This is a genomic window from Streptomyces sp. NPDC060209, from assembly GCF_042728155.1.
Taxonomy (GTDB): domain Bacteria; phylum Actinomycetota; class Actinomycetes; order Streptomycetales; family Streptomycetaceae; genus Streptomyces.
This window is the reverse complement of sequence record NZ_JBHWZS010000020.1, coordinates 26418-48145: the sequence shown is the minus strand read 5'-3', so window position 1 is coordinate 48145 and position 21728 is coordinate 26418. Positions and strand designations below refer to the sequence as shown.

Here is a 21728-nt window from a genome sequence, read left to right as displayed (position 1 = left end):
CCCCACTGCTCCCGCATCCGGGCCGCCTGCAGCATGAAGCGGTACGTGGATCCTGCGGTGCCGGTCGCCACCAGGCCGCCCGAGTCCTCCGAGCCGCCTTGGAAGCCGGCGTCCATCGGGAGGTCGTACACCGCCGTCGCCGGCATCCAGTTCAGCCCGGCCGTCCTGTTGACCGCGATGAGCCGTTCCGCCTCGCTCAACGGCGGACGCGCGGTGTCCGGGTCCGCCGGGGTCACCACCGAGCGCTGCAGCTCCGCGACCGCGGCCTCCTTCTCCGCGAGAGGCATGTCCGAGTCCTTGATCTCCAAGGCTCTCCGCATGAACTCGGCGTAGACCTCCCGCTGCCGCCGGCTCGGCCGCTCCGCGGTGATCTCCGGATGCATCTCCTCGGGGCCTCCGAGCATCTCCGGCACGAGATCGTTGGAGATCCCCTCGTACAGGAACGCCACGAGCTCCCGCAGGTTCCCGCTGCTCACCACCTGCTGGAGCGCCACGCGGGACGTGCCGACGGCACCCGCCTTGCCCTTGTTGATGTCGCCGAACGCCGCCAACGCGTGCGGATACTGCCGGCGCGCAGCCCCCCACGCGGCCTTCGCCATCTTCCGGAACTCGTCGGTCACCGCCTTGCGTTCGGCCAGGTACTCACCCAGCCGCCGGTCGAAGGCCACGGACTCCTCGGCGTAACGGATACGCGCCATGACCCAGGGGGGCGCCTCGCTGTTCCTGCGCTCCGGGCTCGGCTGTGCGGAACGGCCCGGCGGCCGGGACCTGGCGCGCTCGGTGGTGGCCTCGGACTCGGCCGTCGCGGGCCGGACATCCGTCGGCTCGGCGGTCGTGGCGGACCCGGGGGTGATCGCGGGCTCCGCAATGGCCTCCGGCTCGGTGGTCGTCGGCTCCGTGACCTCGGCCTCTTCCGACAGGGGCGGTTCACCGGCCGGCGTGGTGCGGCCCGACACCGCGGGCGGGACGATGCGGTGGTCGTCGATCTCGATCGTCACCACGCGCCCCTGCGCCGGGTCGGTGGCACTGCGCACCCGCTTCGCGGACTTGGTGAGGCCGAAGTCCCTCACGCCCACGCCCGGCCCGCTCGAGCCTGCCTGGAAGGTGCCCAGGACCTGGGCCAGCCTGGCCGCAAGTGCCTTGGCGACGGCGTCGGCCCGCGCCTGGCCGCTGGCCTGCGAGCGGTTGCCGTGCCCGGTGACGGTGACCGAAGGCATCGGTAGGCCGTGGGCCCGGTTCCACAGCCCCGCGCGCGCCAGCGTCAGGGCCAGTCCGTCGATCGTGTCGTCCGCGTCGGCGGGGGTGTCGTGCTCCTTCTCCTCGAAGCGGATCGTCCGCTGGTGGCGCCGCGGCGTGTGACCGTGCAGCACCACCGTCGTCAGCGGGTTGGCCACGGCGGGCGAACTCTCCGACAACAGCGCCGCGTTGACCTCGTGCGCGGACTCCCCCGGTCGTCTGCTGTACGCCCGGAAGGACCACAGGTCCTTGCTCCCGATCACCGGCGCGGCGGACCGGATCAGCTCCCGGGCACGGGAGCGCGCCCCGGCCACCTCGCGCAGCGCCAACGCGTGCTCGGGGCGGTCCTCGTCGAAGTACCACGGCAGTTGCTCCGCCTGGTGGACCTCGGCGAGGGCCCTGGCCACCCGCGCGAAGCCCTCCAGGCGGGTGATCTCCGCCTCGCCCGCTCCGCTCCGCCGCGCCTCGGCGACGCGCTGCCCGGCTCCGTCGGCCAGCCGGGCGAGTTCGTCCTCGCCGTACCGGTCGAGGTTCTCGTCGATGACGTCGTCGAGGGCCTCGGCCGGGATCTCGCTCCGGGAGTGGGTCTCGTTCTCCAGTGTGATCTGGTGGGTGCCGTCCTCGCTGGCCAGCACCACCTGAGCGAAGTGGTACGGGGCGTGCGGGCCCACCCGGTCGCCGGGCTTGGCGTGGTTGTGCGTGAACAGCTGCGCGCCGCTGTCGTTCGTGGTGCTGATCGACTGGATCAGGTATCCCTCGCCGACCCCCGCCCAGGCGTACTCGTTGACGCCGATGCGCCGCGCGGCCGTGGCCAGTCGGGTGCGCAGCGGGTTGTCCTGCGGCTCGTAGCTCAGGGCACGGCCGTAGTGCTCGCCCGGCGTGGGAGCGCCCACCACACCGCCGGCGAAGCGGTTGTCCAGGGCCGTCCGGCGCGCGGCCCAGCGGGGGGTGACGTCGGCGGCCGGGCCGGGGCCCTCGGCGGCCTCCGCCAGCGCCCGTGCCAGGTGGTGGGTGCCGGTGACCTCCCGGCCGTGCAGCCCGTTCACCGGGGCCGTGGCGACGACACCGCCGGTGGGGCCCCGGAAGGCGATGTGGGACAGGGGCGCGGTCGTCGCGCCGGCCACCATCTGGGCGAAGTCCCGCGTGAAGGCGTGCTCCGAACCACCGGAGGCCGTCAGGAAGTCCGGCTCCACCCTGAAGAGCGGCTCGCCGTACGAACCGTCCTCCCCGGGCAGCAGCACCCCCACCGACTCGTCGGCCCTCAGCCGCACGCCCGCCCCGGCCGCCGCCAGACGCGCCGACGAGTGCTCGATCACCGCGCGGGTGGCGTACACCTGCTGGCTGCTGCCGGTCCCGACGTCGCCGGCCGCGTACATCGCCAGTGTCCGGTCCTCGGAGATGTGCAGCGGCGGCCGGTCGGCCATGAGGACGTTCCCGTGGTCCTGGCGTGGCAGGACCAGCGCGTCGGGGCCGGTGCCGTCCCCGGTCCGGACCTCCCCGACGGACCTCGGGAGCGGCGAGGTGAACAGGACCCCGGTGCCGTGCCGGTCGATGACGCCGTAGTCGCGCGTCGTCAGCGGCCGGGGGCGGCGCGCCTCGATCTGCCGTTCGAGGACCGCCTGGTCGGCCAGGCGGTCGAACTCCGCGTCCCCGTCGCTGCTGGACCCGTCGTCGTCGCTGTCCGGGTCGGACACGCTGTCGGTGTCGCTCCCGCTGCTGAGGTCGCGGGCTCCGGGCAGGCCGCCGTCCTCGGGCGGGTCGGTGGAGGCCCAGCTCGCACCGGTGTTGCCGTCGTTCAGGTCCAGCATGAGGTGGCGGGTCCCCGCGTTCGGACGCGTGGCCACGCCGACCGGCGCCTCGGGGTGCCAGACGCGGCGGCCCGTCGTCGCGGCGACGAGGGACGCGACGGTCGCTGCGTACTCCGGGGGGAGCGCCAGGACGATGTCCGCGCCGCGGGGCCGCCGGGAGTCGTACGAGATGAGCCGGGCCAGCTCTTCGGGGCTGTCCACCCGGAAGGTCCGTCCCGGTATGACGACTTCGACGCCGTGGCCGGCTCCCTCGGCCACGACCAGGTACGGGTTCTGCCACGGAGCGGGCCGCTGGATGACCCGGCCCCGGCCCCGCACGGCGTAGGACGCCGTCTCGGGGGCGGGCCGCCCCGGTCCGGTGAAGTCGCGCCCGACGGCGTTCCCGTCGCTGTCGCGCAGCAGCGTGCCCTCGTCCAGGGCGCCCCGTCCGGTCTCGATCTGCCGGTCGACGAAGTACAGGGCGAGGTCGTCGGTGCTCGCGAGGTCGTCCGAGGAGGCGTCCAGCGCCAGCGAACCGAGCAGCAGGACGTCCGCGGCGCCCGGCATGGCCCCGCTTGCCATGTGCAGGACCTGGCGGGTGACGCGGATCAGGCCGTTGCGCAGCGCCTGCGACGTCGGGTGCGTGCCCGCCTCCGCGTGGACGAGGTCGTACAGCGCCTCGGAGGTCTCCCGGAGCCGGTCGCGCGGAACGCCGGCCAGCAGGGGGCCGAACAGTGTGTTCAGCCAGCCCGGGTCGGCCCAGACCGGGCGTTCCACCTCGTCGTCGGAGTCAGGCTCGGACTCCGACTCGTCGGACGCCTCCGACAGCGTGGGCAGGGCTTCTCCTGGGGGCAGCGGAGGCGGCACCGCACCGTCCGGACCGGTCTGTGGGGAGGCCGCGGGGAGCGACACCGGGTCGACCCACACCGGCTCCCGGAGCTCCGCCGTCGCGCCCGTCCTCGCGTCGGCCCAACTGGCCCCCTCCGGCGCGGTGTGCGGCGCGATGTCCCCGGCCACGGCGGCCCACAGCTGGAGGTGGCGCGGGCGCAGACCGCTCTGCGCCAGGCCGTCGGCTGCCTGCTCGCGGAACGGGCCGAGCAGGCTGCCCGGTGCGTGGAGCCGGTCGGGGTTGCTCGTGTCGCGCGTCTCGTCCCGCAGGAACAACTGGTGTGCGAGCTCGTGCGCGAACTCCACCGGGTCTGCGTCGGCCCACCACGCCCGCTGGTTCATCCGCTGGTCCCGGCCGACGAGATCGACCGTCATGTGGGGGTCCTGGTCGGGCTGGACCGACTCGACGGTGACGTGCAGCCGGTCGCCGTTCGGCAGCTTGTGCCCCGGCCGGTTGTAGAACTCCTCCACACCCTGGAGCACCCGCTCCATGACGGCGTCGGTGTCGGCCCGCCCGTCTCCCTGGCGGACGGCGAGCCGCACGGTCAGGTCGGTGACGGTTTCGCCGCCGTGGGTGAAACGTCGCACGTCGAAGGCCGATCGCACGACGATGCGCGGCCGGTCGTCAAGGCGGGCGCGGGGCGCACCGGAGGACGGCACGGGCTCCGCCACCGTGGCCCCGGGGCGCTCCTGTTCGGGGGCGGGCGTGTCACCGGAGTCGGCCTGCCCCAGCGGAATGCGCAGGGCCGTGTCGCCGTCGCCCTCCGGCACCAGGTACAGGGCCGAGGAGTCCGCCACGACCCGGTGGGGCGCGGACTCCTGATCCAGGTCCGCCATCACGAGTGCGAGGGTGTCCATGTTGGCCACGCGGCCGATCCAGCCGCTGTCGCCCCGCAGGATCGCGCCCGTCGTCACGTGGACGAAGTCGTGGCCGAACCGCGTCCACCCGTCCGGCGGGATCTCCTCCCCTTCGGGGAGCCTGATGTGCCCGGTGTCAGCGACCTCGTAGCGGAAGGGCTCCGAGCGGGACTCGGCGGAACGCGTGTAGGTGAACCACCGGTTCGGCCGGGGGCCCGCGGTGGCCGGTGATTCGTCCTCGGTCGTGCGGGCCGGGGCCTTGCCCTTCTCGGTCACGGTGTCCGCGGTCCCTGAGTCCGAGGTCGGGTAGGTCGCGCGTACGTCAGTGGCGGCGCGCACCTCGGCTGCGGCCACGACGGAGCTCGGGTCGACGCCACCGAAGCGGGGCCGCATGACGGTGACCGGGCGGCCGATCGGCCACTGCTCCGCCACCGGGTCGAGACCGTCGTCGCGCGAGCCGCCCGGCAGACCTCCCGGCAGGGAACCGCCGCGCAGGCCCCGGGTGGCGACCTGCCGCGGTCCGCCGCGGTGGTCTTCGACCGTGATGTTCACGGTGGCAGCGTCGCCGGTGGAGGACCTGCGGTCGCGCACCGAGACCGGCTTCACCGTGAACAGGTCGGCGGTGAGATGGGGTTGCGGCGTGCCGTCCTGCAGCCCTGCGAGCGCCTCGGCGAGCTCCTGCCGGAACGAGGCCGCGACCGCCTCGGCACGCACCTTCGCGATGTCCCGTCCGAGGGAGCGGGTGCCACGCCGGCCGGCGACCTCGACGTCCGGCAACGGCAGCCCGTTGGCGGCGTTCCACAGGGCCGTCCTGGCCACCACCTTGGCCAGGTGCCGGACTGGGTGCTTCGCGCTCTCGGGCGTCTGCTGGGCGCCCTTGTCGAAGGAGACGGACACCGGCAAGGCCTGTTGCCCGCGGAGCACGACGGCGGTCAGCGGATTGGCCTCGGCCGAGGGCCTGTCCGACAGCAGTTCGGCGTTGGTGTCGTGGACGGACTCGCCCGGACGCTGCGAGTACATCCGCATGTACCACTGGTGCTTGCCCGGGATGACCGCTTCGACCTGCCCGATCCGGTGCGCGGCAGCGCGAGTGGCGCCCTCCAGCGTCTTCTCGGCCGCGGCACGCTCCGGTGAACCGGCGGGCGCCGCGTTCATCTCCGTCCACGCCTGCTTCGCCCTGACCAGGGCGAGGGTCAGATCGAGGTAGCCGCGCAGCTCCACGAGGTGATTGTCGGCGCCCTCCTCCGGCTGCCCCTCGATCTCCTGGCGCAGTCGCGACGCGATCTCCCGCAGATCCGCCAGGTCGTGGTTGCGCAGGTTCGACTGGACAGCCCTGCGGTGCCGGTGGTTGCGTCCCGAGACACGTGCGTGGTTCTCCAGGGAGATCTGGTGGCTGTCGTCCTCACTGGCCAGGACCACGGTGACGAAGTGGTAGCCGAAGTGCCCGCCGCCGGAACCCCCCTGCGGTTTGGCGAAGTTGTGTTCCAGGCTCGGCTGGCCCTGCTCGCCGGAGGACGCGACGGACTGCACGACGTAGCCCTCGCCGATCTCGGCCCACGCGTGCTCGTTCACCCCGATCCGGCCCGCGGCGTCCGACAGGGCGTCGCGCCGCGGGTCGTCCTCCTGGGCGAGGCTCAACGCACTGCCGTAGGCGCGGCCGGGCAAGGGACCGCCGTCACCGCCCGCGGGACGGTGGTCCTGGCGGACGAGCGCAGCCGCCCACACCGGATCCGCCGTGTCCGGACGCACGTCGCCGTCCGCGAGGTGGCCCAGGGCGTCGGCGAGGTGGTGGGTGCCGGTGACTTCCACCCCGTCGGAGGCGTTGACCGGCGCGGTGACCGCCGGGCCGCCCCGGGGAGCGCGGAAGACCATGTGCGACGTGCGGGAGGTGTCGGCCAGCATGTCGGCGAAGTCCCGGCAGACCTCCTCCGTGGACTGGCCTGAGCGGGTCAGGAAGACGGGGGTCACCAGGAAGAGCTGCCTGCTGCCGCCGTCGGGGGTGGGCAGGATGACGCTCAGGTCCTGGTCGGCCCGCAACCGCACCACGGTGCCCGCGCGCGACAGCTTGACCGACGCGCGGTCGACGGCCTCCTGCGTCGCGAAGACCTGCTGTCCGTACATCCCGTCCTCGACCGCGAGCGTGCGGTCCGAGGAGATCTGCAGGACGGGCCGCTCCATGACGAGCGTCTCATGGTAGTCCTGCACGGACATGGCGAGTTCGGGTGCGTCGTGCGTGCCCGTCAGGGCCCGCGGTGCCTGCCAGCTCCCCTGGATCCCGCCGGGCCTGCGGAAGATCACGTCTGTGTCGCGGCCGTTGACGACGCCGTAGTTCGTCGTGGTCAGCGGCTCGGCCCTGCGTGCGTCGACCCCTTCGACGTGGCCGGAGCCGCGCTCGTACAGGCCGACTATGTCCGAGACGTCCCCCTCGCTGTCGGCGTCCTGACCCGGCTGGACGGAGGTCCACGCCGTGGCGACGTCGTCGCCGAGGGGCCCCAGCATGAGGTGGTCGGTGCCGGTGCGCCAGTCCGTGGACGGACGGGGGTCGTGCTCCGAGTACCAGACCCGGGCGCCCGTCAGATCGGCGACCTGCCGCGCCAAGGACGCGATCTCGCCGTGCGGGACGGCCAGGACGACATCGGCGCCCGCGGGCCGCGCCGGGTCCCGCGCGATGAGCCGGGCGAACTCCCCGGGGTCGTCCAGAGTCAACGTGCCGCGGGGGGTGTTCAGCTGGACCGATTCCGCGCCCCCCTGGGCGAGGACCATGTACGGGGCCTGCCACGGCGCGGGCCACGTGCTGAGCCGGCCGTCCTCGCCCTCCACCGCGTACGAGTCGAGGGGCGGCACCTCGGCCCCGGTGCCTGTCCAGTTCCGCCCGGTGCCCTGCTCCGACACCAGCTGCGTCCCCCGGCCCAGGGCGGCGTCATGGCTCGTCAGGTACGAGGCGAGGGCGGCCTCGTCCGCCAGCTCCCTCGGGGAGGCGCTGAGGGCCAGCGACCCGAGGAGCAGGAGGTGCCGCTCGCTCACCCCCACGTCCGGGCCGAGGTCCAGCACCCGCCGGGTCAGGCCCTGGAGGGCGTCGAGGGCGCCGGTGGCCACGGACGACGGCTCCGCGTGCGCCTGCGCGAGTTCCCGCAGCGACAGCGCCGTGCCGACGAGCAGCTCGGGTGAGTGGCCGTGCCGGGCCGCGGGTCCGAAGAGAAGGTCGAGCCACGCCTCGTGCTCGGTGTTCGGGGCGTCGTCCTCGCTGTCGGAGTCGCTGGTGTCGTCGGTGAACCGGAATCGCCCCAGCGCATCGGCCTCGGAGTCGTCGGTGAACCGGAGCCGCGCGAGCGCATCGGCCTCGGCGCCGGACAGCGTGCTCAGCTCGTGCGCCTCCTCCTCGCCCGGGAGCCCAGGGACATCGCTGCCGGTCGTGGAACCGGGAGACGGGGGCAGCGGAACGGCGGCCGGGTCCTGCTGCGAAACGGGCGGGACCGGCGGGGTGGTGCCGACGGGAGTCGTGGCCTGCGTTTTCGGCTCCGGTGCCGGGGTGCGGAGGACCAGAGGGACGAAGTCGCCGCCACGGCGCCGGAGCCGGAGCGAGGGGCTGTCGGTGGAGGGGCCTGGATAGGTGTGTGCGGTGCCGTTCTCCTCGATCAGAGTGACGGTGGTGCCGCTGGCGGCGGCCGCCCATTCGGCGACGGCGCGGTCGGCCTCGGGGCCCCAGGGCGCGGTGGCGAGGTGGCGGCGCAGATGGCCATCGAGGGCGTCCGCGCTCGGACTCGGCCCGCCGGGACGGACGCTCATCGGCGGCGGCGTGAAGAGGGAGTCGCGCTCGGCGGGGGTGCCGGGAAGGCCGTTCAGGCGCATCAGCTGGGCGGGCGGCGCTCCCGCGCGGTTACGCAGCCGTCCCGCCTCGTGGCGGTCGGTCCCGGGCTGCTCGGCCGCCCGGTGCAGGGCCGTGGAGAGCGCGCCGAAGAAGCCGTTGCCGCGGCCGGTGGGAGTGCCCTGGGTGTAGGTGGCGCCGTCGGGTGCGGTGAGGACGCCGTCCTGGGCGAGCCGGTAGCGCGGGGCGCTGATTTCGGCGGGCGGGAGCCAGGGCGCGCGGGCGTGGCTGCGGTGCGCGGTCGGCTTCGCGGGGCGTGTGCTGTCCGTGTCCGAGGTCCCTGCGGTCGCCGGAGCCGGCAGCGGCGTGGCGACCGGAGCCGGGGTCCCCGGCGGGAGGGCGGCGTGGAAGAAGCCCTCGTGGGCGAAGAGGACGGGATCGGCTGCCGGGTCGACGGCGACCGGGTCGGTGCCGTGCGGGAGGAAGAGCTGCTCGCGGCCCTCGCCGGTGACCACGGTGAGCGGGGTGCCCAGGACCCGGGCGGCGAGGGCGGGCAGCAGGTCGGCGCCGCCGTGGTCGCCCGCTCGGCGCTCGGGCGGGGCCGGTTCGCCGTCCGGGTCCTGGGTGCCGTCCTGCTGCGGCTCGCTCGCGAACGGGCGGGACAGGGCGGCGGTGGCCAGAGCCACCCGCTGCGCGGGCGTCGGCCAGAGGGTCTGCGGGAGACGTCCGAAGGCATCGAACTCAGTCTGCTGAGCATCAGTCAGCTGCACTGCGGCGGCCTTGAGTTCGGCCTGCGTGAAGGTGTCTGCGGCGTCCAGCGCAAGGGCGTCCAGCAGGTCCTCGTTGCCGTCCTGGCCCAGCGCCCAGGCCAGACGGTCGCGAGCGGTGCCGATGGCCTCGGCCGTGACCGCCGGGTCGCCGGGGTCTGCCGCGAACCGGCCGGCGAGGTCGGTCCCGAGCAGGTGCGGCAGGCGGCCGCGGTCCTGGGCGGCGGCGGCGAGCAGCGCGTGGAAGAACGAGGCGCCGTCGTGCGGCACTTCGTGCACCTCGCGCACCGTGACGCGGTCCGGCGAGGTGATCGTGCGCGGGGCGGAGCCGGTGGCATCGGTGATCCCGTACGGTTCGGGCGCCTCCGAGCTCCATTCCGGCTCGGTGTACTCCTGCGGGAGGTCCTTCACCGGGACCCGGACCGAACCCTGGTGGTGGGCGGTGAGACGGGAGGCCGCCAGGTGCAGCCGGTGGTGGTCCGCCGCGGCGGCGTCGGTGCGCTGCTCCCAGCGGAGTACCTCCTCCCGGGCGGCCTGCCATGCGGCGACGGCCGGGGAAGGCGTCACCGCCACGCCGGAACCGTCGGCGTCCAGCGCGGCCTGTTCCTCCGTGCTCAGGCCGAGCCACGTCTCCCTGGCTCGCGCCCTGGCGTCGTAGTAGCCCTTCTCGGCCGTGGCGAGGTCGCCCGCCGCCTTGGCCTGGCCGTCCCAGGCCGCGAGGACCTCGGCGGTGAACGTGGATTCGTCCAGGAGCCCGTAGTCCCGGGCGATGTCCTCGCGCAGCCAGACCAGCGCGGTGGTCTCGGCCTCGGCGGCGCGCGGCCCGCGCTCGGCCTTGCCGAGCGCGTACAGCGGGCGGCTGTCGGTGAACCTGTGGTCCACCTCGGACACGGAGAGCCAGCTCACCGGCACCGCGAAGAGCATGCTGCGGTCGGTGACGACCTTGGTGTGGGTGCCGAGGGTGGTGTCGACGGTGCTCTTGAGCGTGGTGCCGTCGTTCGTTCCTCCGACCGGCACGGTCGCACCCGGGTTGGTGACGCCCGCGTTGCTGTTGCCGGCCAGCGGCGCGGTGCCCACCGCGCCCTCGACGTTGTCGGTGATTCCGGCCTCCAGCGCGTCGGAGGTCTTCGCCCGTTGCATGGCCTCCATGCGCGGCTTGTTCTCCACCGCGAGCAGACGGGCTCCGCGGCGGTGCATCTTCGCGTAGAGGCGGGAGTCGGCGGTGTGGGACTGGCCGAGGAGGTGGGCGGAGGCCTGGGTGGGCAGCTGTACGCCGTTGGCGCCGAGGGCCTCGCGGAAGCCGGAGGTCAGACCGCCTTGTGTGGTGGCCTCCTGCTGGGCCCGGGCGGGAGCGGTGCCGAGGCCGGTGAGCGGGGTGCGGCGGGCGGTGCGCACGCGTCCGTCGAGGACCGCGCCGGTGTGCCGCCGGCCGAGGTCGGTGTCCCCGAGGCCGTCGGCGCGGGCGGTGGCCAGGGTGAGGGCGTCCTGCACGTTGGCCGCGCCACGGATGTCCACGGCGAGGATGCCGGAGCCGATCCGGTCGTCGAAGGTCAGGACGTCCGGATCGGCACTGCCGGTGGTGTCTCCGGCGGCGGCGGTGCGCCAGGCGGCGACAGCCTCGGGGCGGGCCTGGTCGGCGGTCAGCATCCGCACCGCGCGCTCGGGTTCCGGCACGCCCTGCTCGGTGAGCGCGCCGTCGGCGCCGTCGCCGTCCGGGGTGAGCAGGCTCGCCGGGAGGATCTCGTTGAGGCTGCCGACGGGTACGCCGACGGCACTGGGGGCGAGCGGATCACCGGTCGCGTCCGTCATGGTGACGGTCAGGGTGTAGCTGGTGACGATCTCGGCGTGCGCCTGGGTGGTGGCGATGTTCGGCATCGCGGTGGTGCCGGCCGTCCGGGCCCGGTTGCTCGACCGCTGCTTGGCCGCGGTGCCCTGGAGCGAGGGATTGGCGACGAGGATGCCGCTGTCCGCCGCGCGCTGGCCACCGCTGAGCGTCACGTCGGCGCCGCGGTCCTGGGACGTGCCGTCGACGGTGTCGCGGGCGGTGGTGCGGTAGTCCTCCAGCTCGTAGCCGGTGCGCAGCCTGTCCACGGTGGTGGTGACCGGCGTCAGCTTGAACCTGACCTGCCCGGGGCTGCCGCCGACCGGCAGGTGGAACGGGCTGGACCAGGCGCGATAGCGGACCGGCAGCGTCATTCCGTCGGTCGTCAGCTCGTGCAGGTGGGCGGCGAGGAAGTCCGGCGAGAGCCGCTGGAGCACCTGCTCCCGGTCGTGCGAGGGCACTCCGGCCTTCTCCAACTGCCCCATCAGCTGCCGCGCCGCCGGGCCGGCGTCGAGCTGGCCGCTGGGGTGGGTGGGGAAACGGCGGTCGCGCAGGTAGGGGGGCACCCGGTAGCCGCCGCCGAGGTTGTGCGGGGTGGTGGTGCCCAGGCCGTCCGGGGCGAGCCCGGCCTCGATGACGTCCTGCATCGGGAGGTGGAACATCACCGCGTCGCGGATGCGCTGGAGCGCGGCGGCGGCCCGGCGCGGGGCGAGGCTGTCGCCGAGGCCCTCGGAGAGCCGTCCGGCGACAGCACCGATACGGGCACCCGCGCGGGTGCCCACCGCACCCATCGCCGCCGTCCAGCGGTCCCGCACGGCGACGGTCTCGGCGGTGTCGGCGACCACCAGGTACATCCGCCCGGCGAAGGAGAGGGTGGTGTTGCGCCCCTGGGTGAGGGTCTGCGAGATACCGCGTCCCTTGCCCCAGGCGTACTGCATGGCGGTGGTGTACGAACCGACCACCGCCTTCTGGCCGGGGGCCTGTTGTACCGGGGTGTCGCCGCCCTGGAGGCCGAGGGTGGTGCGCGAGACGGTGCTCGCGCTGCCGTTGACGCTGTGCTCGTTGCCGACGGTGGCCTCGAGGCTGGCGGGCTTCGGGTCGCTCATGACCCGGAAGTTGCCCAGTTCGCCACGGACCGCCGCCTTGAGGTAATGCGTCCGGAACGGTCCGGCGCCGTTGAGTCCGCTGATGCGCGAGCCGAACGGGCCCAGGTACTGGCCGAGTTGCCCGGCCACGCTGAGGTTCGCCATCGCCCGGCGCAGTGCGGTGCGCACCGGGGCGCCGGGCGCGCTGACGTGCCAGGAGGTGCCCGAAGCGTGCTCGGCGGTGTCCTGGATGAGCCGTTGGCGCTGCGGGCCGCCCTCGACGCTCAGCACCACGTGCGGGACGCTCAGCAGCTTCTGGGTCAGTTGCCGGTCGGCGGAGTCCGTCCTCGGCAGGGGGCGGGTGCCGTCGAGGAGCTGGTCCGCCTCGGTGGAGGAAAGCCGCTGCGGCACGGCAGGTGCCGGGGCGGCGGGCGGCGGGTCGGCGGGGGCGTGGTGCTCGGAGCCGTGCGCGGCCGGCACGGCCAGCTCCACCCGGCCCACGGTCGCGTTGCCCTGGGTGAACAGTGGCCGTTCCTCGACCTTGCTGACGAAGACACCCGCGCCCAGCAGGCCGACCGAGGCGAGGCGTGCCCAGCCGCGCGGGCGTCGGTGGCCCTCGAAGGACGCTCCCAGCTCCACCTGGTAGCTGTAGAGGTCGGCACCGGTCTGGAACATCAGGTGGTCGTGGGTGACCGCGACCGTGCTCCTGGTGGTCGTCGTGTCCGTCCTGGCGTGCCGGGCCCCGACCGCGACGCTGCCGGCCTGGCGCGGCAGTCCGACATCGGGCACCTTGTCGTGGTCACGCGGCGAGATGCCCAGCTCGACACCGCCGGAGAGGGTGACAGACGCCTGCTGCCCCTGGCCGGAGACCTCGGTGCCGATCACCGCGTTGCGCAGCGATCGCTCACTCATGGTGGTCTCGAACCGCCGGTCGGTGAGGCGCGCCGTGAGGATGAGCGTGTGGTGGCCGCGTCGCACCTTGCCGTCCTCGGTGAGGGTGACCGGCACTCCGGTGGTGGTCAGGTCGTCCAGGCTCTGCGCCAGGCTGGGCCGGTTCAGCGCCTCACGCACCTGACGGTCGTTGTGCAGCGCGGTCCGCATCCGCCCGTCGCCGTACCAGAACTTGGCCACCCTCGGATGCCGCAGCATGAACGGCGGGACGAACAGCGACGGGTACGAATGGTGCAGCGTGTCCAGGACGGTGTCCGCGAAGGCCCGCATGGGGTCCTGGGGGGCGGGCGGCTGGGGCTGGGGCTGCACCTGAGGCTGCGGGCGGCTGGGGCTGAAGCCCTCGGCCCGTACCTGGCCGCTCAGGTGGACCGGGTCCTCCCGGGTGAGGTACCACGGAACCGGCGGCTCGGCGTCCGGGTCGGGGCCGGTCCGGCCGGGTGTACGGCTGTCCCAGCCCGCGAGGCGGCGAGCGTCCTGGGTGGAGATCCAGTCCAGGCTGACCACCCGGACCGGGCGGGCCGCCGATGACGGCTCGCCGGGCTTGCGCACCATCAGGGTGCGCTCCACCCGGTAGAGCGCGACCGGGTGGTTGCGGACGCGGCCGGTGGTCTTCCGGGCCGCGTCGGCGCCGAGATAGTGGCCGCGCCCGGTGGCGAGGTCCGCGCGGACCAGCGGGCCGCCCTGGATGCGTACGTCGGTCTCCAGGCCGGCGAGGGTGTAGTTCGGCCCGGCGGTGACCTGGACCCCCAGTCGGGTGTCTCGGACGTGCCCGCGCTCGTTCTGGTATGTGGTCTGGGTGAGGTCGCGCAGTTCCGCCTTGACCGACTCGGCGACCAGCGTGGCCCGGTGCGGCACCGACCGCTCCACGATCAGGTGCCCCAGCGGGTGCTGTCCGCTGCCCCTGGTCAGCTCGGGCCCGGTGACCGGCCCGGAGAGACGGCCGAACAGGGGGAGCAACCGCCCCGGCCGGACGTACGAGACCAGAGTGCGGTGCGCCGAACTCCCGGGTCGGGCACCCGAGATGGCGAGGGCGGTGTCCTCCGGCGAGTCCGTCAGGTGAAGGCCCGTGGTGTCGGTGATCCGCGGCTCGACCCCGTCCGGGAAGGTGAGCGTCCTCGGTGCGCGGCGGGGCCCCGCGTAGGGCACGGTGAGGTCGTCCGGGAGCCGCCAGCTGAGCCCGTCGCGCATCGCGAAATCCGCGGCGTGCACCTGGTTCCGCTGCCAACTCGGTTGCAACGGCGTCGGATTGCGCTGATCGGCGGTGGCCGCCGGTGCCTCGGTGACGCGGTCCACCCGCACCCGGTAGTAGACGTCGTCCAGGTGCAGGTGCGAGCCTTCGTGGGCGCGGTACTCGGACTGGTTGTACGCCTGGGTGCCCTGCGCGTAGTCGGTCCTGCGGGTCCATCCCAGCGAGAATCCGATTTTCAGCAGCCAGTTGAGCGGCGGTCCCATGCTCAGCCCGCCCGCGATCCGTCGCCCGAAGCCGACGCTGCGCCCGCCGCCCGTGCCGGCCTGACCGCGTCGCATCGTGTCCAGCCGGACAGTGGCGCCGTCCACGTCGGAGAAGCGTTCCCAGCGGTGGTACGGGATGGCCTCGACCGTCATCTCGTGGCCGACCCCGGATTTCTCACGGCCCACGAAGCGCGCGCCGCGCGGGGCGGTGAAGGCGCCGGGCTGCTCGGTCAGCAGCCGCAGCAGGTCCGCCTCGTCGAACTGGGCGCGCAGCTTCGCCGGAAGTCCGCTCAGGATCTCCTCGGCCACCTGCTCGGGCGAGCGCAGGGTGGTCTTGCCCAGGCCGGTGAAGAGTCCGGTCCGGCGACTCGGCGTGGTCCCGTCCGTCCGGCCGCCCGGGGTGCCGTCGCCCGGGTCGGCGTCCGGGCTGATCAGGATCGCGGGCAGTCGGCTGCCGTCCTCGAAGGTGACGGTGTTCGGCACAGGGCCCGGTGGCCGGGCGTCCTCGCCGGTCAGCAGCCGCGCCGGGCGATGCCGTTCGAGCTGGGTCTCCAGCGGTACCGGGTCGCCCCGGTCGGGCGTCTCGCTGTCGGGGCTGTCGAGGTCGGTGATCCCACCCATGCTGCGCAGCCCCTCCCCGGAGGGGCCGGACCCGTCCGGGTCCTGGGTGACGGGGTCCTGGGTTGCGGGGTCCTGAGTTGCCGGGTCCTGAGTGACAGGGTCCTGAGTGACAGGGTCCTGAGTGGTGTTCGGGGCCGGCTGGGGCGTCAGCGGGGCCGAGGCCGGGACCAGGGCGTCGTAGTGGTCGGTGCCGTTGTAGGCCAGGTGCAGGGCGCCACCCCGGCCGCCCGGGTTGAGGGTGTTGACGACGGTGTTCCCCGGCGACTGCTGGTCCGGCTGGACGAGCCGCAGGTCGAGGTCGAGGGTGTGCGCCAGCGCCTCCGGAAGCAGATCGGCGAAGGGAGAGGCCCAGAGCGCGGAGAGCGCGGCCGCCGAGGCGACGAGCTCCTTCGTGCCGAGCCGCCACGCGTCGGCAGGGGTGGGCGCCACATCGGCGAGGTGGGGGTAGTCGCTCTCCCGGAGGATCCGCTGCCACTCGCCGGCATCGCCGTCGGTGACGACATCCTGCGCGATCCGGTTCCAGAGCTGGGTGATCCGGTTCCGCTCCGCCGGGTCCTGCACCCCGGCGACGGCGCGCATCCGCAGGTCGTCCACCACGGCGAACACCGGGTCCGGGATCGCCACGGCCACGGCGTCACCCAGCTCGGACCCGGTGATCCGGTCACGCAGCAGGCCGCGCAGACCGGCGACGTTCTGCGCGGCCCACGCCGGAGGTATGTCCTGGCTGCGCGCACTGTCGAGCACCGACCGCAAGAGGCAGTTCCCGCCGCCCGGGGTGTCCAGCCGCCGGAAGGCCAGGCCGTCCGCGTGCACGGTGTCCGCGGGTCCGGGCGTCGCGGCGCCCTTGCTCAACAGCGTCAGGTCTTCGGCCAGGCTCTCCGAGCGGCTCGGCGCGGGCGCCAGGTCGGGCCTGCGGCGGGCGAGTTCAGCTGCGTCGTCGGGGCTCAGGGCCAGCTCGGACAAGGGCAGCGGGGTGCTGGTGAGCGACCAGGTGACCCGCGCGGTGGACGCGTAGTCGAGACCCCGCACGTCCTCCGGCGAGACCAGCGTGTTCGGTGGGAGCGCGGGCGGCGGCGGGGGCAGCAGGGCGTCGAGCGTGGTGCCGGGCCCGGCGGATGCACGCAACCCGGCTGCGGCGCGCAGGAATTCGCCGTACTGCTCGGCCGTGGGACCGTCCGCCGCATCAACGGTGGTGGCGCCGGAGGCACCGCGGTGGTCCATGACCATCCGGCGCAGCAGGTCCGGGGTCATACGGCCGTCACCGTAGCGGGCCGCGGTGTCCGGGCTGTGCCAGCGCAGGCCGTCCACGAAGGCGAGCCCGGCGAGCAGTTCCCGGTTCTCCGGCCGCTGTTCGGCGTCCGGGCCGAGGGCTTCGCGCAGCGTGCGGACCTGCTGGAGGGTACGGGTCAGGGCGAAGGCGTCGGCCGGTTCCGGGCCTGTGTGCAGGCCCGCGTCGCGCGCCAGACCCTCCAGGTCGGCACCGCTGGGCTCCGGGGTGAAGAGCCGCCACCGCCCAGGCCCGTCAGGGCCCTCTGTGAGCACCGCGCGGACGTTGCCGTCCCTGTCCTTGGCCGTGCCCACCTCGGTGGTCGGCGCGTAGACCGGGCGCCCGGTCCGGTTCGCCACGTGCTGGGCCACCGGCAGCCCCGCCACCTTCGGCTGCAGGCCCGTCTCGCAGGAGAAGAGCACCAGCGGCCGGCCCTGATCGCCGTCCTGCGCCCAGGACTTGAGCACCTCACCGAGTTGCACACCGCTGACCTTCACGGTGGGCAGCGCCGCGTCCTCGGTGCCCAGAGTGACGGTCCGGGAGGTGCCGTGTCCCGCGAAGTAGTCGGCGCCGCGCCCGGTTCCCGAACCGGGGAGTGCGGTCGGCGGCCCGGTGAACACCGTCCGGGGGGCATGTGGGGCCGCAGTGGTCCCGGGGGGCCCGGAGGTGGTGCGCACGCCTCTGAAGGTGTCCTGGCCGAGCAGTGCCCTGCGCCCCGCACTCTGTCCCGTACCGTCCTCGGCAAAGCTTTGCGAAATGGTCAACGTTTGCACAGGGGCGCCAGGTTGGGGCCTCGCAGCCGAGTCCGGCACCAGGCGCCGCAGTTGCGCCACGGGCACCGTGCGACCGTCCAGGGTGGTGACGACTGGATCGCCCGAGCGGGGTGCGGGGCGAGTTCCACCCGTGGTGTCGGCGTCGCCGCGAGTGGGGCTCTTTCCGACCATGGTGTCCACGTCGCCGCGACCCGACTCCAGGAGTGGGTCCGCCGCTGCGTCCTGGGACGGGCCGGGCCCGCCGGCGTCCAGGGCACCGTTGCGGACCAGTGAGTCGACCATCTCCGGTACCGAGCGCCCGCCCTGGAACAGGCTGTACATGTCGTCGGGCACGACTGGGCGGAAGCCCTGTTCCAGAAGAAGTTTGGGAAGCAGGATCTGGACGTTGGATCGCAGGTTGCCGTCCTGGAAGGGGTGGACGACATGCAGCGCGCGGATGGTTCGGGCGATGGAGGCGAGCTTGGCGTCGGCATCGGCGTCGGGCCGGCTGGTCCGCGCGTAGTGCTGCTCGAACAGCGTGTCGACGAGCTGGGGAGTGACATCCAGCTGGTAGTTGGTCGCCAGCGCGAGGTTGCTGCTGAAGAGGCGGGTGAGGATGGTGACCGGCCCGGGTGAGGGCACTCGCTTGGACCAGTCGTGGGTGGTCATGTCGTAGACCAGGGCGCGGTCACCGACGTACTCGTCGAAGATGTCGGGCGCAAGCTCCTCACCACGCAACGGGAAGTGGGTGGGAGGGCCGCCGGACCAGCCGATCGACCGGTTGAGGTAACCGGTCGCCAGGCCGTGCATGGCCCGGTACGCCGAGGAGTCCATGGGGGCCGCGACCGTGTCGGGGTCGCCCAGGAACTGGGTGTAGGCCGCGACCATGCCCTCCTGGAAGCCTGGGGACCTGTCGTGGTCGTAGTAGGAGCCGGGATCGTCCGGGAAGGCGGCCAGGGCGTCGTCGTGATTCTTGGGGTCGATGTAGAACGTCCACCACTCGCTCTCCGGCAGGAAGTCACGCAGCGTCCCGCCCTGCCACGGCGGCTCCGACCGGTGGCCGTCGCCGCGCCCCGACTCCAGATGCAGTTCGGCGGCCGTCTCCGTCCAGGGACGGGACAGGGCGGCGCGTTTCGTGGTGCCGGAGGCGTCGGTCGCCGTAGCGGTCGTGGTGACCGTCGGCTCGGCGTCCGGGCCGGCTTCGGTGACGGTCGCGGAAGTCGGCCCGGACGAAAGCGCCCTCACGGGCACCGGGTCCGTGCCTCGCGGTGCGGACTCGGTACGGACCGGCTTCCCGGTGGGCTCCTGGCCGGACGGCGGCGTGGCCGGGGCGGCGCCGGGGAGCGCGGCGCTCTGCGCGGCGGAGCGCGGCGCCGGGGTGGCGGGGGGCGGCGCCGGGGTGGCGGGGGGCGGGCCGAGCGCGTAGGCGAGCGGCAGCAGCACGTCCGCGCCGGGGAACGCGATGTCCGCGGTGCCGTCCGGCATCGCGGCGGTCGGCGGGCCGGTGAGCGGGCGGACCCGGACCGGGGCGCCGGGGCCCTCACGGGTCAACTCGACGGCCTCGCGCGCCGGCTGCCCCGTCGTGTCGGGCGCGACCGACGGGCCGAGCACCACGGCCCGATCGGTCCCGGCGCCGTCCAACAGCTCAGCCGCTTCCGGTGATCCCTCCCCCGGTGGCGGCACCTCCGACACCACGATCGTCAGTGGCGGTGCCTGGGTGGACCCGGGATTCCCGACGCCGGTAACGCCGGACTTCACGTCGGCTGTGCCGCCGGCATCGCGCACGTCGCCGGTGTCGGCGAACGAGCCGACTGTGCTCACCTTCGGCGGAGTGGTGGCGGCGTCGGCGGCCGGGGCGGTGGTGGTATCGGCTTCCGGGGGCGTGGTGATGCCGGCGTCCGGGGCAAGGGTGCTCGCTCCGGAGTCCGCCGTGACGTCGGTCCCCGTCCGGCCGACAGCCTCCGGAGAGGAGGCAGTCTGCGAGGACTCGCCCGTGCTGCTCGGCGAACCACCCTCCGGGGCCGCGCCGTCCGGGGTCCCTGTGCCCTGGGGTGGCGTGGCGGAGGGGGCCTGGGCGCCTCCGGCGGTGGGGACGCCACCCGGCCGGGCGCCACTGCCCGCGCCGGGTGCTGCGGAGGTGGTGGGGCCGCCCGTGGCGACGGGAGAGCCGACCCCTTGGCCGGGAGCCGCAGCCGTACGGTCGTCCTGCTCGGCCGAATCGACCGACTCGTTCGGCGAACTCTGGACGTTGCTCTCCGGATTCACCGGAGCCGTCGCAGGCGGATTCTCGGGCGACGTCACACCCTCGCCCTCCGGGGACGTCGCAGTCGGGTTCTCGGGCGACGTCACATCCACGTTCTCCGGGGACGTCACAGCCGAGCCCTCCGGCGACGTCACATCCACGTTCTCCGGGGACGTCACAGCCGAGCCCCCCGGCACGTCCAAGGGTGCGTTCTCCGGGGACGCGTCGGGTGCGGCACCCTGCAAGTCGCTTCGGGCGGGGCCTCCGTCGGCGTCCACCGTGGTGGTGATGGCGCTGTCGCCATGGGCCTCCGGGGCAACGGCGAGCGGGGGGTCCACCGTGATCGGGGTGCCGAAGCCGTCGAGGGCGCGGCGGACCTCGTCGACGTCGATCTGGGTGGCGGGGCTGCTCCCGGCGGGCACGACCCGTACCTCGGGCAGCTGGGACAGGCCGCCGTGCAGGCTGTCCCGGACGCCGATCTCGGTACTGCCCGGCGGCTGGGCGCCGCGCAGGGCGGCGAGGTCGCTCAGCGCCTGCTCGCGGACCTCGGCGGAGCCGCTGTGGACCTGCTGCCACAGCTCGTTCTCGGCGGCGGTCACAGGCAGCGGGCCCGGGGAGTACGCCGGCGGGAGCTCCGTGGCGTACGGCGGCGGAGCCTGGGTGGCGTACGGGGGGCTCTCCGCGACGTACGGCGGGGGTGACTGGCTGCCGGTGACGTCGCCCGAGCCGGTGGTCTGCACGCCGGCCGGCGGGGACGAGGCGAGCGACGGGCCGTCGCCACCTGAGGTGTCCCTGCCCGAGGAACCGCCCGTGCGATCGGATTCGCCGACGTCGCCGGAGCGAGGGGAACTGACGGAGCCACCTTCGCCGCTGGAGACCGTGGGTGGCTGGCTGCCCAACTTGTCGATGGCGTGGCGGAGTTCTGCGCCGCTGTTCACGGCGGTGTCGGTGAGCGTGCCCTCGACCAGACTGCTGACGCCGGCGCCGACGAAGGTGGACCAGCTGGTGGACCAGTCGCCGTCGAAAGCACCCTTGATCAGGATCTCCGCGAGCGCCTCGCCGGAGCCGGCGGCGAGGAAGTCGGCCGTCCCCTTGAGCCCGTAATACCCGGCGAGCGCGCCCGGCCGGTCGGCGTTGTTGAGCAGGATCCGGTTGTTCCGCCACAGGTTGAGGTTGTTCTGGAAGGAGAGCGGATCGTTCCGGAAGGTGACCGGCGGAGGGCTCGAAAGGTTGGGCCCGTTCCCGTACGGGGTGGGGCTCGGCGTCGGATTGGGGCTCGGAGTCGGCGTCGGGGTGGGGCTCGGAGTCGGCGTCGGCGTCGGCGTCGGCGTGGGGGTGGGGGTCGGCGTGGGCGTCGGGGTCGGCGTGGGCGTCGGAGTGGGGTCCGGCTTGGGGTTCGGGCCGACGTTGTTCTTGGGGTCCGGGCCCGGGGTGTTCAGCGGGTTGGGGTTGTTCTTGAAATCGAGGTCCGGGCCGTTCTTGAGGAAGTTGTTGCCGTAGCCGTTGACGATGTTCTTCGCGAAGCCGTTGAAGACGCTGGTGAAGAAGCCCGCCGCGGCACCGAACGCCGCGGACTTGAGGATTTCGTTCCCGTCGAAGCCGTCGGGGCGGCGGCCGTCCGGGGCGAAGTTCAGCATCGCCAGCCGCACCGCGAAGGTGGTGAACGCCTCGGCGAACGCCTCGGTCAGCGAGGGCGCCAGATGCAGCCGCTGGAGGAGGTGGCTGAGCGTGGTGAGGATGAAGAACCGACTGCGCAGCTTGGCCAGCATGATCTGGCTGGCCGAGGCGCCACCGGTGAAGAAGGACATCGCCAGGTAGATGGCGATCTCGATGAGCAGCCGGATGATCTCTGCGATGACCTGCCACTTGGACTCCATGATGTCCATGGAGGTCTGGCGCCGGCCTTCTGCGATCAGGTCGAGCTGCCCGGCGAAGTCCTTCAGGTAGTTCTTGCCGCCGTCGTCGATGAGCATGCCCATGGCCTGGCCGTACGACTTGGCGAGGTCGTCCGGCATGGACTCACCGATGTCGTGGACCGACTTGTCGATCAGCGAGGACAGCCTGTCCAGCTTGCGGCCCAGGCCGGAGTAAGGCAGACGGCTGTAGAAGGCGAGGTCCTCGTCGGCGTCCGTGAGCCTGTCCCCGGTGAGGATGAAGATCATCGCGTTGATCTCGGGCGACACCGGGATGCTCAT

The 21728-nt window shown here is 73.5% G+C and carries 1 protein-coding gene (only partly in view); it reads right to left on the bottom strand.

Annotation, left to right across the window (positions count from 1 at the left end):
- A protein-coding gene (locus tag ACFWFI_RS06580) for a lonely Cys domain-containing protein (RefSeq protein WP_387386281.1) crosses the window boundary here: on the bottom strand, nucleotides 1–21728 show its 5' portion. Its footprint begins 5095 nt before the window's first position; only the first 21728 of its 26823 coding nucleotides appear in the window; the start codon lies at nucleotides 21726–21728; its stop codon lies off the left edge, out of view.